The 14,871-nt window shown below is 68.0% G+C and carries 12 protein-coding genes; 7 read left to right on the top strand and 5 right to left on the bottom strand.

The features are described from left to right. The first annotated feature begins 109 nt into the window (after positions 1–109). The 6 genes from ACFWO8_RS23570 (at position 110) to ACFWO8_RS23595 (ending at position 7,130) form a co-directional block, all read left to right on the top strand. Positions 110–3,319 carry a circularly permuted type 2 ATP-grasp protein gene (locus ACFWO8_RS23570; protein ID WP_378961344.1) on the top strand — a complete coding sequence of 1,070 codons (3,210 nt, stop codon included), beginning with the start codon at positions 110–112 and terminating at the stop codon, positions 3,317–3,319. A 164-nt stretch (positions 3,320–3,483) separates the two neighbouring features. Continuing rightward, positions 3,484–4,380 (top strand): transglutaminase N-terminal domain-containing protein, encoded by an 897-nt coding sequence (locus ACFWO8_RS23575; protein ID WP_378961369.1) that lies wholly within the window; start codon positions 3,484–3,486, stop codon positions 4,378–4,380. Positions 4,381–4,383: 3 nt separating this feature from the next. Then, on the top strand, positions 4,384–5,451 hold the full coding sequence (locus ACFWO8_RS23580) for a putative zinc-binding metallopeptidase (RefSeq protein WP_378961401.1): 1,068 nt from the start codon (positions 4,384–4,386) through the stop codon (positions 5,449–5,451). A 118-nt stretch (positions 5,452–5,569) separates the two neighbouring features. Further along, the gene (locus ACFWO8_RS23585) at positions 5,570–6,451 is read left to right on the top strand and encodes a bile acid:sodium symporter family protein (RefSeq protein WP_378961412.1); all 882 of its coding nucleotides are present in this window, start codon (positions 5,570–5,572) and stop codon (positions 6,449–6,451) included. Between the two features lie 56 nt (positions 6,452–6,507). Next, positions 6,508–6,759, top strand: a complete 252-nt coding sequence (locus ACFWO8_RS23590; RefSeq protein WP_378961423.1) for a type II toxin-antitoxin system Phd/YefM family antitoxin — start codon at positions 6,508–6,510, stop codon at positions 6,757–6,759. Next, the gene (locus ACFWO8_RS23595) at positions 6,756–7,130 is read left to right on the top strand and encodes a type II toxin-antitoxin system VapC family toxin (protein WP_378961430.1); all 375 of its coding nucleotides are present in this window, start codon (positions 6,756–6,758) and stop codon (positions 7,128–7,130) included. Before ACFWO8_RS23590 ends, ACFWO8_RS23595 begins: the two co-directional genes overlap by 4 nt. A gap of 2 nt (positions 7,131–7,132) precedes the next feature. On the opposite strand, the gene ACFWO8_RS23600 is transcribed toward ACFWO8_RS23595, so the two are convergent. The 4 genes from ACFWO8_RS23600 to ACFWO8_RS23615 form a co-directional block, all read right to left on the bottom strand. Further along, the gene (locus tag ACFWO8_RS23600; RefSeq protein ID WP_378961440.1) at positions 7,133–7,849 is read right to left on the bottom strand and encodes a type 1 glutamine amidotransferase; all 717 of its coding nucleotides are present in this window, start codon (positions 7,847–7,849) and stop codon (positions 7,133–7,135) included. Beyond that, complete coding sequence (locus ACFWO8_RS23605) at positions 7,846–9,081, bottom strand: MurT ligase domain-containing protein (RefSeq protein WP_378961475.1); 1,236 nt, start codon at positions 9,079–9,081, stop codon at positions 7,846–7,848. The genes ACFWO8_RS23600 and ACFWO8_RS23605 overlap by 4 nt, the downstream gene beginning before the upstream one ends. Before the next feature lie 105 nt (positions 9,082–9,186). Continuing rightward, positions 9,187–10,941, bottom strand: a complete 1,755-nt coding sequence (locus ACFWO8_RS23610) for an FAD-dependent oxidoreductase (protein WP_378962733.1) — start codon at positions 10,939–10,941, stop codon at positions 9,187–9,189. 187 nt (positions 10,942–11,128) lie between these two features. Continuing rightward, on the bottom strand, positions 11,129–12,055 hold the full coding sequence (locus ACFWO8_RS23615; RefSeq protein ID WP_378961482.1) for an EamA family transporter: 927 nt from the start codon (positions 12,053–12,055) through the stop codon (positions 11,129–11,131). 71 nt (positions 12,056–12,126) lie between these two features. Between ACFWO8_RS23615 and ACFWO8_RS23620 the strand changes: the two genes are divergently transcribed. Further along, positions 12,127–13,026 carry a LysR family transcriptional regulator gene (locus ACFWO8_RS23620; RefSeq protein WP_378961497.1) on the top strand — a complete coding sequence of 300 codons (900 nt, stop codon included), beginning with the start codon at positions 12,127–12,129 and terminating at the stop codon, positions 13,024–13,026. Between the two features lie 78 nt (positions 13,027–13,104). Here the strand turns inward: ACFWO8_RS23620 and ACFWO8_RS23625 are convergent, their stop codons facing one another. Continuing rightward, complete coding sequence (locus tag ACFWO8_RS23625) at positions 13,105–14,592, bottom strand: AAA family ATPase (RefSeq protein ID WP_378962738.1); 1,488 nt, start codon at positions 14,590–14,592, stop codon at positions 13,105–13,107. Between the last annotated feature and the right edge of the window lie 279 nt (positions 14,593–14,871).

Consider the following 14,871-nt stretch of genomic DNA (forward strand, 5'->3'; position numbering starts at 1 on the left):
CCGACATTCGGGGCCGCAAAACCCCGCGGCGCCAGCCGCGAAAATTACAGGAGGCTCGGTGGCTCAGCGCGATGAAGCGCTCAGGGACGGGAATCGGCAGGGATCGGGCGTGCGCGCTCAGGTTGCCGAGCAGTTCGCGCGGTATCGGGCTGACAGTTTGGCGGGAGCGCGCTTCGACGAGTGCGGTAGACCCACTACGGGCTATTACGACGAGTTGGTCGATGGGCGTGGCCGGGTGCGATCGATGTGGTCGGAGCTGTCGGCCGACTTCATCGATCAGGGGATCGGCGGGATCGATCGGATCGATCACCGGGTGCGCAGGCAGATCGAGGACGACGGTGTCACCTACACCGAGGTCGGTCTCGGCGGCGATGACGACACCTCGATCCCGCAGCCGTGGCGCCTCGACCCGATTCCGCTGCTGGTTTCCGCCGAGGACTGGACCCGCCTGGAAACCGGGTTGGTGCAGCGCTCGCTGGTGCTCGACGAGGTGCTCACCGATGTGTACGGCCCGCGCAGGCTGCTGAGCTCGGGCCTGCTGCCCGCGGAGGTGGTGTTCGGCAATACCGGGTATGTGCGGGCCGCGCACGGCATCACGATTCCCGGCACCCACCAACTGTTCCTGCACGCCTGTGACATCAGCCGGTGGAGTGACGGGCAGTTCCGGGTGCTGGCCGACTGGGCGCAGGCTCCCTCCGGCGCCGGATACGCCCTGGCCGACCGACGTGTGGTGGCCTCGGCGATTCCCGAGGCTTTCGAGCACGCGGGGCCACGACCACTGAGCCCGTTCGCACGGGCCATGCGGTTGATGCTCGAGGAAGCGGCACCCGAGCTGGCCGACGGGGAAGAGCCGGTCGTCGTGGTACTCAGCCCCGGTTCGCATTCCGAAACCGCCTTCGACCAGGCATATCTCGCGCAGATGCTCGGTTTCCCGCTGGTCGAGAGCTCCGATCTGGTGGTGCGCGACGGCGCGCTGTGGATGCGTTCGCTCGGCAGCTTGGAACGGGTCGATGTGGTGCTGCGGCGCGTCGATGCCGAGTTCTCCGACCCGCTGGATCTGCGCCCCGATTCGCGCCTCGGGGTGGTCGGATTGGTCGAGGTGCTGCGCCGCGGGGCGGTGACGGTGGTGAACACCCTCGGTAGCGGGCTGCTGGAATCGCCCGCGCTGAGCCCGTTCCTGCCGCGCATCGCCCGCTCGGTCCTCGGCGAGGATCTGCTGCTCGACGCCACCCCCACCTACTGGGGTGGCGACGACACCGAGCGCGCGCACCTGGTGTCGCACGTCGGTGACCTGGTGATTCGCTCCGCCGTCGACGGCTCGACGATTTTCGGGCCGAGCCTGTCGGCTGCCGAACGCACCGACCTGGCTGCCCGGATCGAGGTCGAGCGGTGGAAGTGGGTCGGGCAGGAGCCCGCCCAGTTCTCGGTCGCGCCCGCGGTCGACGGCCCGGCGGGATTGGCGCCCGCGCCGGTGGGTATGCGGTTGTTCTCGCTGGCCCGGCGGGGCGGTTACACGGCGATGGCAGGCGGACTCGGCCAGCAGCGCATGCGGCTCGAACCGACCCGCAGCGTGATCAAGGTGGCCGCCAAGGACGTGTGGGTCCGCGCGGCTCCGGCCACCGTGCCCGCCGCGAGTTCCGAAGCGCCGCACGAGGAACGGTTGCGCCGGGCGGTCCCGGTCGTCGAGGCGATCAGCTCGCCGCGCGTGCTCAATGACCTGTTCTGGATGGGCCGCTACAGCGAACGCGCCGAGTCGGTGGTGCGGCTGCTCGCCGCCACTCACGATGTCTACCAGGATTACCGCTACCGCCCCTGGCTCGACGGCGCCGAAGCCTTGCCGATCCTCATGCGCGCGCTGTCGATCACCACGGGCACCGCCGCTCCACAGTCGGTGCTGCCCAATGGAACCGGTCAGTTGGTGGCGGTGCGGTCCGGTGATGCCGGTGCTGCTGAGAAAGATCCGAAAACCGATGTCGGGCACGGTGAGTCGCCAGTCGGCGCCGAAGATCCCACACACGACGCGGCGGTCACGCAGCCACCCCGCTCCCCATCGGCCGACGAAGTATCAACGGACGCGGCACCTCACGACTCGCCGTCTGATCCGATGGCATCACAGTCCGCGGGGCAGAGGGAGTCCGTGGGGCAGAGGGAGTCCGTGGGGCAGAGCGAGTCCGTGGGGCAGAGCGAGTCCGCGGGGCAGAGTCAGATCGCTGGGCAGCGCCAGTCCCTGGCGGAGGATCAGTCCGCCGGGGCGGATCAGTCCACGGCGGATGAGGCAGAACTCGACTCCGAGGATGATGCGGCGGAGGCGCCGTGGGAGCGGGCGGGGACCAGTGCCCTGGCTCGCGCGCTGCGGACCACCGGTGTCACGCCCGAGCGTGGGGCGGAGCCGGTGCCCGCGGCTGAGCCGGAGCCTGTTCTCGCGCGGTCGCGGCAGGCGCAGGGGCAGTTCACCCATCGTGCGATGGATGCCAGTGGTCAGGACGGTGTGGCGGCGCGCCGGGCGGTCGCGGGCGCCTCCGCGGAGGGGTTCGGGTACCTGGCTTCGTTGACCGGCGATCGTGAGCTGGCCGGATCGTTGTCATACGCGGTGGACCACTACGGGTCCGCCGCGCGGGCGGTGCGCGATCAGCTCTCCAGCGACACCTGGATGATCATCGGTGCTGTCGATCGCGCGCTGGCCGAATTCCGCAGTGCCAGTACCGAACAGGAGACGGCGCTGTCGGCGGTGCATTCGCTGACGCTGGCGGCGTTGCTGTCGCTGTCGGGGATCGGCGCCGAGTCGCTGGTGCGCGACACCGGCTGGTACGTCATGGATATCGGCAAACGGATCGAGCGCGGGCTCGCCGTGACGTCGCTGCTCAATGCCGCACTGGGGCGGCGGAGTTCGGCCGAGGTGCAAGGGGTAGTCGCGGAGGCCGTACTCACCGCGACCGAGTCAGCGGTGAGTTACCGTCGCCGCCATCGTGGTTCGGCCCATGTGGCCGCGTTGGCCGGACTGCTGCTGTTCGATCCGGGCAACCCGCGTTCGCTGGTCTATCAGCTCGACCGCCTCGAGGCCGACTTCCAAGCACTACCAGGCGGTTCCGGCGCCTCGCGTTCGCAGCGGCTGCTCGCCGATGCCCAGCGCATGCTGCGCCGCATCGACCCGGCCGACCTGGAACACACCGACGACGACGGCGTACGGACCGAGCTGGTGGAATTGCTGGAGGGGGTGCACTTGCGACTACGCAAGCTGGCCGAATCGTTCGAGGCCACCAAACTCACTGTCCCGCTGGGTATTCAGCCCCTCTGGGGCAACACAAGGCTCGTCGGATGAGCGGGCGATACGCGGCAGTACACCGCATCGGCGGCAACACAAGGCTCGTCGGATGAGCGGGCGATACGTGGCGGTACACCGCATCGGTGGCAACACAAGGCTCGTCGGATGAGCGGGCGATACGTGGCAGTACACCGTATCGGTGGCAACACCAGGATGGTCCGATGACCCGGCGATACCTGGTGGTGCACCGCACCACCTACAGCTATTCCGACGAAGTGACCAGTTCCTACGGTCGCGCGTACCTCACCCCGCGCGAATACCCGGGCCAGCGCCTGCTCGAGCACGAGATCTACATCGACCCCGTGCCCTCGGACCGCTCGGTGGGCACCGATGTGTACGGCAACACCACGACGTATTTCCATGTGACCGCCGAGCACCGCAACCTCGAAGTCACCGGCGAGTCCCTGGTGGACGTCGACGGCGAACACCCGCAGAACATGCCGGGTGTCGACCTGCCGTGGGAGTCGGCGCGTCCGAGCACCGCCACCGGCCCACTGGCCGTCGAATTCACCCTGGACCTGCTCCCGCCCGAGATCACGCCCGACGTAATCGACTACGCCGCACAGAGTTTCCCACCGGGAAGGCCGCTGCTCGAAGCGGTGACGGAACTGAACACCCGCATCCACGACGACTTCCAGTATCGGTCCGGCTCCACCACCGTGAGCACCAGTGTGGCCGATGTCTTCGCCGCCCGCGAAGGTGTCTGTCAGGACTTCGCCAGGATCGGCGCGGCCTGCCTGCGCTCGCAGGGTCTGGCCGCCCGCTATGTCTCGGGCTATCTCGCCACCGATCCGCCCCCGGGCAAGGAGCGCATGGTCGGCGTCGACGCCACCCATGCCTGGGCCGCGGTGTGGCTGCCCGGCACCGACGACACCGATCGCGCCGGTCGCTGGATCGCCTTCGACCCCACCAACGACCAGTTCGCCGATGAGCGGTACGTGACGGTGGCGTGGGGCCGCGATTACCAGGACGTTCCGCCACTGCGTGGCATCATCTACACCGATGCGAAGCAGTCCACAATCAAGGTCTCGGTCGATGTAGCTCCGGTGGAGGTGTAGTCCGTGCGTGATTTCGTCTGTCCGAATTGCGGTCAGCAGCTGGCTTTCGAGAACTCGGTCTGCCTGTCCTGCCGCAGCGCACTGGGTTTCAGCCTGACCGATCGCACGCTGGTGGTGATCGGTGACCCGCCGGGCGACGCCGCGGTCGATCACGCGGCAGGTGTCGTCGACAGTGATCGCTTCCGCCTGTGCGACAACCTGCATGTGGCGCAATGCAATTGGCTCGTCGACCGGGATGGGTATGGGCCGGCGCTGTGTGTGTCGTGCCGGCTCACCAGGACCAGGCCCAATGATTCCGACACCGGCGGCCTCGCCGCGTTCGCCGAGGCGGAGGCAGCGAAACGCCGGTTGATCTTCGAACTGGTCGAGTTGGGCCTGCCGATAGTCGGCCGTGACGAAGACCCCGAGCACGGGCTGGCCTTCGACCTGCTGTCCAGCCGTACCAAGGGCGTGCTCACCGGTCATATCGACGGAGTGGTCACCCTGGACCTGGCCGAGGCCGACGACCCGCATCGCGAGCAGTTGCGCATCGAGATGGCCGAGCCGTATCGCACCTTGCTCGGCCACTTCCGCCACGAGATCGGGCACTACTACTTCCCCGTTCTGGTCGCTGATAACGCTGCGCTGCAACGCTTCCGGGATCTGTTCGGTGATCCGTTCGCCGACTACCAGGCGGCACTGGATCGCCACTATTCCCAGGGCGCGCCCCGTGGCTGGAAGCGCGACTACGTCTCCTCCTACGCCACCATGCACGCCGCCGAGGACTGGGCCGAGACCTTCGCCCACTACCTGCACATCCGCGACACCCTCGATACCGCGGCGGCCTTCGGACTCGCCCCCGCGGGCGCGACCCTCGACCGCCCGCAGATCGGCCGTGCCGGGTTCGACAAGATCATCGAGCTCTGGCTGCCGCTCACCTGGTCGCTGAACATGGTCAACCGCTCGATGGGCCACGACGACCTGTATCCGTTCGTGCTGCCCGAGCGGGTGCTGGAGAAGATGCGCTTCGTCCACGACCTGTGCGCCGGTAGTCACGCCGCCGTCCCGGAGATCGTCGCCTCTACCGGATAACGCATTGTCGATTTCGCTGCGACGAGGGTCACAGCTAGCTACCCTTCGGGATTGAGACCAGAGCGTCTCAATCCGGTCGGTACCTCGACTCGGACTGCTCGATGAGAAGTGTGTGGCTATGAACTCTCCACTGGTATCAGTCGGTCTGCCGTTGGCGCTGGCGGTGATCATGTTCGGCCTCGGGCTCTCGCTCACCGGCGCCGACTTCGCCCGCATCGCGAAGACGCCGCGCATCGTCGCCATCGCGCTGGCCTGCCAATTGCTGGTGCTACCGGTGGTCGCGTTCGGCCTGGTGCTGCTGTTCGATCTGTCGCCGATTCTGGCGGTCGGCATGATGCTGCTCGCCGCCTCGCCCGGTGGGACGACGGCGAACCTGTTCAGCCACCTGTTCCGTGGCGACGTGGCGCTGAATGTGTCACTGACCGCGGTCAATTCGATCATCGCGGTCGTCACCGTGCCGGTGGTGACGAACTTCGCCATCGGCTACTTCGAGCCGGCAGGCGAGGATGGTTCCGTCGGTCTGCAGCTGAGCAAGGTGGTCCAGGTTTTCGCCATCGTGCTGGTTCCGGTCGGTCTCGGCATGCTGGTGCGCCGCTGGTCGGCGGGGTTCGCGAACCGGATGGACAAGCCGGTGCGGATCGGGTCGGCGATCACATTGCTGCTGGTGATCGTCGGCACCATCGTCAGCGAGCGCGAGACGCTCACCAGCTCGCTCGCCGATGTCGGCGCCATCACCGTCGTGTTCTGCCTGATCAGCCTGTCGGTCGGCTACTACCTGCCGCGCCTGCTCGGCGTCGCCGACCGCCAGGCCATCGCCTGCTCGTTCGAGGTCGGCATCCACAACAGCACGATCGCCATCACCATCGCGATCAGCGTGCTCGACAGCACCGAAATGGCCATTCCCGCGGCCGTCTACGGCGTGCTGATGTTCCCGCTCGCCGCGCTCGTCGGCTGGCTCATCACCCGCAGGCAAGTGCGGTCCGAGGTCGCCGTCGAGTGAGTCAGGCAGTGGACACTTTCCCCGCATCGGACTAACCTCTTAGCTAAGGAGGCGTTATGGCAGGGAACGCGGCGGAACAGTTCAATATTCACGACGCGAAGACGAACCTGTCGCGCATCATCGAGCGGGTGGAGCAGGGGGAGGAAATCGTGATCAGTCGTGCCGGAACTCCGGTCGCCAAGGTGGTTCCGTTGAGCCGTCGGGTCAATCGCACCGGTCGTGGTTCGCTGCGTGGCCGCGTGGAGCTGTCGTCTGATTGGGATTCGCCGGAGACCAACGCCGATCTCGCGCGCGACTTCGACGCATGAGTGTCCTGCTGGATACCCATGTGATCCTGTGGTGGCTCACCGACGACCCGACGCTCGATGCCGGGCTACGGGAGCGGCTCGATCACGATCCCGACGTGTATGTCAGCGCGGCATCGGTCTGGGAAATCGCGATGAAGCAGGCATCGGGAAAGCTGGCTGGTCCTGCCGACCTACCCGAGCGGGTGGTCGGCAGTGGTTTCCTGCCGTTGGCCATCGACGCGCGACATTCGATCGAGGCCGCACGTCTGCCATTGATCCATCGCGACCCGTTCGACCGGATACTGGTCGCTCAGGCTCGGTGTGAGGAGCTGACGCTCATCACCCGGGATCCGTATTGCCTCCAGTACGAAGTTGATTCGCTGCGCTGCTGACTTCAGGCGCGCAGGCGTTCCTTGCGGAGTCGGTCGACCTCGGGGAGGTCGAGGGGGGCCAGGTCGGTGGCGGGGATGCCGAGGGCCTTGGCGATGAGGAGATCGGCCAGTTCGGGGTTGCGGGCCAGGGCCGGGCCGTGCAGGTAGGTGCCGAAGACCGAGCCCTGGACGACGCCCTCGGTGCCGTCGCCGACGCCGTTGCCGACACCGCGGGTGACGCGGGCGAGCGGGGTGGCATCGGGGCCCAGAGTCGTTCCGCCCCGGTGGTTTTCGAAACCGGTGAGGGGTGCTTTGAGTCCGGGGACCAGGGGTGTGGTGGTTACTTCGCCGATGGCGCGAACCTTTTGGGGAGAAGTGGTGACGTCGAAAAGGCTTACGCCGTCGACCTTTTCGCCCGCCGAAGTCTCGTACCAGTTGCCGAGCACCTGGATGGCGGCGCAGATGGCCAGGACGGGTGCGCCCTTGGCGGCGGCCTGCTGGAGGCCGGGGTACTTCTGGAGATGGCGGGTGGCCAAGCGCTGCGCGGAATCCTCAGCGCCGCCGAGGGTGTAGATGTCGAAGGAGTCCGGGACGGGATCGGCGAGGGTGATGTCGATGATCTCGGCGTCGTAGCCGCGCATGCGCAGACGTTGCCGCAGCACCAAGGCGTTGCCGCCGTCGCCGTAGGTGCCCATCACGTCGGGCAGGACGAGGCCGATACGAATGGTTGACTCGCTCACTTGCGGGCCTCCAGGTCACGGTTGAGATCGCGGAACGCGGTGTAATTGGCCAGCACCTCGACGTGTCCGGCAGGGCAGGACGCGATGGCGCGCAAGGGATCCGGGACGAGAGTGTGGTCGACGCCGGCGTAGGTCAGGCGCACGGCGAGGTCGGTGGCGCGCTCGCCGGAGGCGACCACCTGCACGCCTTCGAAGTGCTCGAACCGCACATCCCACAGCCAGGACAGATCCTCGCCGTCGGGCACCTGACCGTTCACCGCGATCACCAGACCGGCCGAGGACGGCTCGATCATCGACAGCGCTTCCTGCCAGCCCGCGGGATTCTTGGCCAGCAGCAGCCGGGCATCGTGCTCGCCGACGGTGACGGTGCGGTAGCGGCCCGCGATCTCGCGCACGGTGCCGGTGGCATCGGTCGCCTTCGCCGGTTCGGCGCCCATCGCGACCGCGGCGGCCACAGCCTGCGCGGCATTGCCGCGGTTCGCGCGACCGGGCAGGGCCAGGTGCAGCGGAGCGCGGAAACCATCAGGGCCGCAGAGGTCTTCGCCGTCGAGCCACCACACCGGTTGCGGGCGGTGGAAATCGGCGCCGGTCGAGCGCCAGTTCTCGCCTTCCCAGACGATCGGCTCACCGCTGCGCGGACAACTCGTCGCGTCGACGGCCCAGCCGCTGCCGGCCGACACCCACACCACCTTCGGATGGTCGTAGGCGATGGAGGCCACCAGCACGTCGTCACAGTTGGCGATCACGACCGTGTCGGGATGACGCAGGAGCCCGGCGCGCAGCTTGCGTTCGATCATGTTGATCTCGCCGACCCGGTCGAGCTGGTCGCGGCTGAGATTGAGCAGCACCACCGCGGCGGGGTCGAGCGCGTCGCTCACGTGCGGCAGGTGCAGCTCGTCGACCTCGATCGCGGCCAGCGCCACCCCTTGGTGCAGGCTCAGCGCGGCCACGATGCCCGCGTCCATATTGGCGCCGTCGGCCTGGGTGGCGACATCGCCGAGCGTGCCGAGCGCGGCGGTTGTCATCCGCGTGGTGGTCGACTTGCCGTTCGTGCCGGTGATCAGCACTGTGCGCCGACCGCGCCCGAGCTGCGTCATGATCGACGGATCGATCTTCAACGCGATCAGGCCGCCGATCATCGAACCCTTGCCGCGACCCGCCTTCTGCGAAGCCCACGACGCTGCCGCCGCTGCTCGCAAGGCCAAGCGCCCACGCACCGAGATGTCTGCCACGCCGCGAGTCTATGTGCGCGGTGTTACGCGCCGCGTGCGGGAGGGTTTCGCACGGTCACGCGCCCCGTGCGGGACGGGTGTGACGTGCGGTTCGGTGGTCGCGGGTCAGGTGTGGTCGTCGAACAAATTGGGCAGGCCGCGGGCGTAGCGGTCGGTGTCGAGGGCGCGCAGGGGCTCGAGTTCGGGGGTGCGGCGCAGGCGGAAACCGCGGCAGCGCGGCGCCGAGGAGCCCGCCACGTCGAGCAGCGCGTTCACCGCGGCGCGGGCCGACTCGTTGGCACCCTCCATGGTCGCCAGGTCGATATCGGTGCGGACGTAATCACCGGCGAGGAACATGTTGTCGATCGAGCCGTGCGGCTCGGGGCGGGCGTCCCACGAACCCGCGGTATTGATGAGCAACGGGTCGGCATTCGCATTGCGACTGCCCTGCCAGGTGATTCCCGGATCGAGAAACCAGGAATGCACGTCGGCGGGGCGGAGCAGTTGTTCGCGATCGTTGAGATGGCTGCTCAACTGCTCCCAGACTTCGCGGAAGATCTCCTCGTGGGTGCATTCGGTGGCGGGTTTGCCGTAAAGCATTCCGGGCGAATTCCAGTCGGAGATATCCACCGAAAGGCAATCGGCCACCGAACCGTCGCCGAAGGACGGCAGTTTGTCGGTCCACAACTGATTCTGGCTGATCGAGGTGAGCGACCACGGCGAATCGACATAGGCGGTGTGGCCGCGTGAAATACGCAGTGGCGCACGGAAATAGATCTGTATTCCGTTCATCCAATCGACGAAGAGCCGATCCGTCGCGGCGAGTTCCGGTGCTACGGCGAGCACTTGCGACGACCACAGTTTTCTCGCCTGCTCCACCGGCAGTGCCACCACGAAATAGTCGGCGTCGACCGTGCGTGCCCCGGCGGAATCGGTGATTCGCGCAGCGCGGATTCGTCGGTCGCGCACCTCGAGTTCGCTGACCCGTGCGCCGAGTTCGAACCGGACGCCGAGGCCACGCAGGTGGCGCACCCACGGGTCGATCCAGGCGGTGTTGGTGGTGTTGTTGAGCACCCGGTCCAGGCTGCCGTCGTTGCCGAGGCCGAGCGGGTTGCCGAGGAACTGTTCACCCATGCTGCCGATGGTTCGGGTACTGGCCAGGTTCTCCTTGGCGGCGACCATGATCGATGTCAGCGACCTGGACACGATGGCGCGGAACTCGTGCGAACGCTCGTGCCCGCGCACGAAGTCGAACCAGGAGGTGTGCTCCCACTGACCGAATCGGCGGGCATCGCAGCTGGTGTTGAACACCATCAGCCGGTTGGCGAAGTACATGCCTTCGGTGGGGGACATCCTGGAGATCGTGGTGATCGTGGCGGCCAGGGTTTCCCTGATCGAATCCGGGGTCACCTGTGCGGCGGTGATGCTGTCGGGCAGGGCGAGCAGGATGTCGTCGCCGTCGCGGCGCGAGAACCTCGCCTCCGGCACCGCGATGAGGTTGTTCCACACGCCGTCGGCATTGCCGGCGAACGGAATTCGGCGCATCGTGTCGGGCAGGTTCTGATAGAAGCCGGGGAAGAAGCGGAACCCGTGCTCACCGGGCAGATCGGGCCTGCCGTCGCGGCCGGTGCCCGGCACGCCCACGCTGCGCGCCTTGCCACCCAGCGCCCGCGCCTCGTACACGGTGACCTCGAACCCGCGTTCGGCCAGCTCGTGGGCGGCGGTCAGTCCGGCCACACCGCCGCCGAGTACCGCGACCCGACGGCCGGGTGGCGCGGCGAATCCCGGCGCTCCCGCTACGGCCCCCGCCGATATCACCCCCGCTGCGACCGTGCCGCGAAGAAGGTTCCTTCGCGAAACGGGCCACCGCTGTTCCGCCATACGCTGTTCAGCTGCCTTGCTCGAGTATTGCTTGCGATTTGCTACCACTCTAGAGCGCGGCGAAGACCTAGCTTTATCGACCTGTGCGTCGTTCGCGAGCTCGAAACCGACCGGTCGCACGGAAAACGCATCGGGCGACCGATCACATGCTAGCCAGAGCTCGAGCGATCGTGGGTTGAATTCGGGTTCATGCGCGGGCCAATTCGGGGATGGGGGCGGGCGCTGGTGGTTTCGCGATGCCACGGCCGGTGGTCGCCGCGAAGGCGCCCGCGATCACGACCGCGCCGCCGATCAGCGCGGCCACCGACGGCTCCTCGTCGAAGACCGCCCAGGCCGCGGCGATGCCGACGACCGGCACGAGCAGCGACAACGGTGCCACCGTCCCCGCGGGATAGCGGCTCATCAGGTAGGTCCACAGGCTGGATCCGCAGACCGTCGAGAGGATGGCGATGTAGGCCAGCGCGACCAGCGCCGGCAGGCCATCGGCGGAGAACGCGGTGCCGATCGCGCGCAAACCTGTTCCAGGCCCCTCGACGGCCATCGACAGCGCCAGCATCGGCAATACCGGAACCACCGACATCCATAAGGTCAGGTGCAGTGGGTTGTAGCCGGGGGAGTCGGCACCGGCCTGCCGGGCGCCGATATTGCCGAACGCCCAGCCGAGGCCGCCTGCGAGGGTCAGCAGCACCGGGAGCAGGGTGGCGGTCGCCATGCGGTCGGCACCGATGATGACCATGCCGAGCACGGCGACCGCGAGACCGGCGACTTGAACAGGCCGCAAACGCTCGCGCAGCAGCACCGCGCCCAGCACCACAGTGAACGGCGCCGACGACTGCAGCACCAGTGAGGCGAGACCGGTCGGCATGCCGGTGCGCATCGCCGTGAACAGGAACGCGAACTGCAGGATGCCGAAGCCGGTGCCGTAGAGCAGCAGCCAGCGGGTGCGCACAGCCGGGCGCGGGATGAAGATCAGCACGGGGATCGCGATGACGGCGAAGCGCAGTGCGACGAAGAAGAAGGGCGGGAAGTGGTCGAGGCCGATCCGGATGGCCAGGAAGTTCAGGCCCCAGAGCACAACGACGGTCAGTCCGAGCAGGCGGTCACGGGAGGTCACGCCCTTATCGTGCGGGCGGCTAAAGATCAGCACAATCGAATAAATATGGATGAATAACGTAGTTTTACTTCATGTTCTCGATCGAGCGGTTGCGGATTCTGCGCGAGCTGGCCGACCGTGGCACGGTCGCCGCCGTCGCCGAGGTGCTGTCGATGACGCCCTCGGCGGTCTCGCAGCAACTGAAGGTGCTGGCCAGGGAGGCCGGGGTCGCGCTGCTCGAACCGGACGGGCGCCGGGTGCGGCTCACCGACGCCGGGCAGGCGCTGGTGCTGCGGGCCGACGACGTGCTCGCCGCGATGGAGCGGGCAACCGCCGAGATGGCCCACTACCGGGGCTCGCCGCGCGGACAGGTGCGGGTGGCGTCGTTCCCGTCCGGGGCCGCGCTGCTGCTGCCGCCCGTGCTGGCCACGTTGGCCACCAGCGGGGTAGAGCTGGTGGCGGGTGACGAGGACCTGCCGCCGAGTGAAGCATCGAAACTGCTGGCCGACTACGACATCGTGCTCACCCACCGCGACGAACGCGCGCCGTCGCTGTCCGGGCCGCGGCTGTCGGCGCGGGTGCTGATGCGTGAGCCGATCGATGTCGTTGTCGCGCCGGATCATCCGCTGGCGGGGCGTTCGTCGGTGCGTCCGGAAGAACTCGCCGAGGAGACCTGGGTGAGCGTGCGCGGTGGGTTCCCGATCGACGATGTGCTCGAGTCCATCGCCACCGTCACCGGGGTGCGACCGCGGATCGCGCAGCGGCTCAACGAGTTCCGGGTGATCGAAACGCTCGTTGCGTCCGGCTACGGCGTCGCGCTGATGCCTCGCTATGCCGTCGCCCACCCCGACGTGTCGGTGCTACCGCTGGCCGGGGTCCGTGCGGCCAGGGTCTACGAGATCATCACCCGCCCGCAGGCGCACCGCAGCCCGGCCATCGCCACGGTGCTCGACGCGTTCGAGGCCGCAGCGCGCGAAGTCATCGCGCGGTGACGGACCGATACCATCGCCGCCGGGTAGGCCGCGACGGCCGCCTACCCGCCGGCGATGTTCTGTGACAACAGAATTCGGTCAGAATTGGCCGGGCTGGTACTGCTGACCCGGGTAGGGCTGGCCCGGCTGATACGACTGCTGCTGCTGCTGTGAACCGTGGTAGCTGAAGTCGTCGGCGACCATCGCGGCCAGTTCGAGCAGGGCCCGCCTGGTCGGCTTGCTGACCAGTTCGAGGTCGATCTCGGCGCCCTCGGCCAGGTGATCGTCGAACGGGACGATCTGCACGGCGCGGGTGCGGTCGAGGAACAGCTTGCGCAGCTGGTCCAGGTCGACCGTGGACGCGCCACGCCGCGAGGCGTTCACGACGACGACGGTGCGTTCGACCAGCTTGCTGTAGCCGTGGTGGTCGAGCCAGTCCAGCGTCGCCGAGGCGCTGCGCGCACCGTCGATGGCGGGGGAGGTGACCAGCACCAGCGAGCTCGCCATATCCAGCACGCCCGACATCGCCGAGTGCATCAGACCGGTGCCGCAGTCGGTGAGGATGATGTTGTAGAACGACTGCAGGATGCCGATGGCCTTGCGGTAGTCGGCCTCGCTGAAGGCCTCCGACACGGCCGGATCCTGTTCGGAGGCAAGCACTTCCAGCCGGCTCGGGGCCTGCGAGGTGTGCGCGCGAACATCCGAGTAGCGGGTGATCTGCTGGTCTTCGAGCAGGTTGCGCACCGTCGAGCGGGTCTGGCGCGGCACCCGGTGGGCGAGCGTGCCCAGGTCGGGGTTGGCGTCGATGGCGATGACGCGGTCACCGCGCTGGGAAGCGAAGGTGGAGCCGAGTCCGACCGTGGTGGTGGTCTTGCCGACGCCGCCCTTGAGCGAGAGGATCGCGATCCGGTAATCGCCGCGCACGGGCTGGTTGACCCGCTCGCCGAGATCGCGGTAGACGACATCGGCCGCCGACTCACCGGGGTTGATCGCACCGCCGGACACCTTGTGCACGGCCTTGCGCCACCCGCTGCGCGGCGACTTACGCGCGCGCTTGAGCAGGTTCAGATCGTTGACCGAATGGCCGGGCTGACCGGGCTGCTGCATGTGCTGCGGCTGGAAGGGCTGCTGCTGCGGGGGCGGACCGCCTTGCCACTGCTGGCCGGGCGGCGGACCCGCCGGACCCGGCTGGCCGAGCTGACCGGGGAACTGCCCCTGTTGCCCGGGGAACTGTCCTGGCTGTTCAGGGAACTGTCCCGGTTGTCCGGGGAACTGTCCCGGCTGCTCAGGCTGCTGACCCGGGGGCATCCCGCCCTGCATCGGCGGCTGGTACATCGGCGGCGGCGGAGGCGCCCAGCTGTAGATGGGCTCGGACTGCGGCCCCTGCTCCTGGGACGGGAACTGCTGCTGCTGTTCGGGACCGGGGTAAGGCTGCCCCTCGGCGCCGGGGTACTGCGGCTGCTGTTCGGCGCCGGGGTACTGCGGAGGCATGCCCGGTTGCGGCTGCTCGCCTGTCGCGTGCGGGCCGGGGTAGGGCTGTTGCTCGCCCGGCTGACCCGGCCACGGCTGCTGCTCTGGGCCGTTCATCGGCGGCGCGCCATTGTGCTGATACGGATCGGGCACCGAGTACGGAGCGCCCTGCGCGAACTGACCCGGCGGCGCGAAACCGGCGGGCTGGTACACGGTCTGGTCGGCGACTCCGGCATGGCCGGGCTCGGCGACGGGATGCTCACCGGTCGACGGATCGCCGACTTCACCGGTCGGTTCGGCGGCGGTGTCGGCGGGCTCGATGTCGTCCTCGGTCGCGGTCTGCACACCGGAGGGACCGGACGCAGCTTCGGACACGTCAGCCGACGGACTCTGCAG

The organism is Nocardia sp. NPDC058480, from assembly GCF_042720495.1.
In the GTDB taxonomy this organism is placed as follows: Bacteria; Actinomycetota; Actinomycetes; order Mycobacteriales; family Mycobacteriaceae; genus Nocardia.

Excerpts from the sequence above, each read along its gene's own strand:
- ACFWO8_RS23625 (WP_378962738.1), bottom strand. The coding sequence starts at position 14,592 with ATGAACGGCCCAGAGCAGCAGCCGTGGCCGGGTCAGCCGGGCGAGCAA.
- ACFWO8_RS23585 (WP_378961412.1), top strand. The coding sequence starts at position 5,570 with ATGAACTCTCCACTGGTATCAGTCGGTCTGCCGTTGGCGCTGGCGGTG.
- ACFWO8_RS23590 (WP_378961423.1), top strand. The coding sequence starts at position 6,508 with ATGGCAGGGAACGCGGCGGAACAGTTCAATATTCACGACGCGAAGACG.
- ACFWO8_RS23595 (WP_378961430.1), top strand. The coding sequence starts at position 6,756 with ATGAGTGTCCTGCTGGATACCCATGTGATCCTGTGGTGGCTCACCGAC.
- ACFWO8_RS23575 (WP_378961369.1), top strand. The coding sequence starts at position 3,484 with ATGACCCGGCGATACCTGGTGGTGCACCGCACCACCTACAGCTATTCC.
- ACFWO8_RS23620 (WP_378961497.1), top strand. The coding sequence starts at position 12,127 with ATGTTCTCGATCGAGCGGTTGCGGATTCTGCGCGAGCTGGCCGACCGT.
- ACFWO8_RS23610 (WP_378962733.1), bottom strand. The coding sequence starts at position 10,941 with ATGGCGGAACAGCGGTGGCCCGTTTCGCGAAGGAACCTTCTTCGCGGC.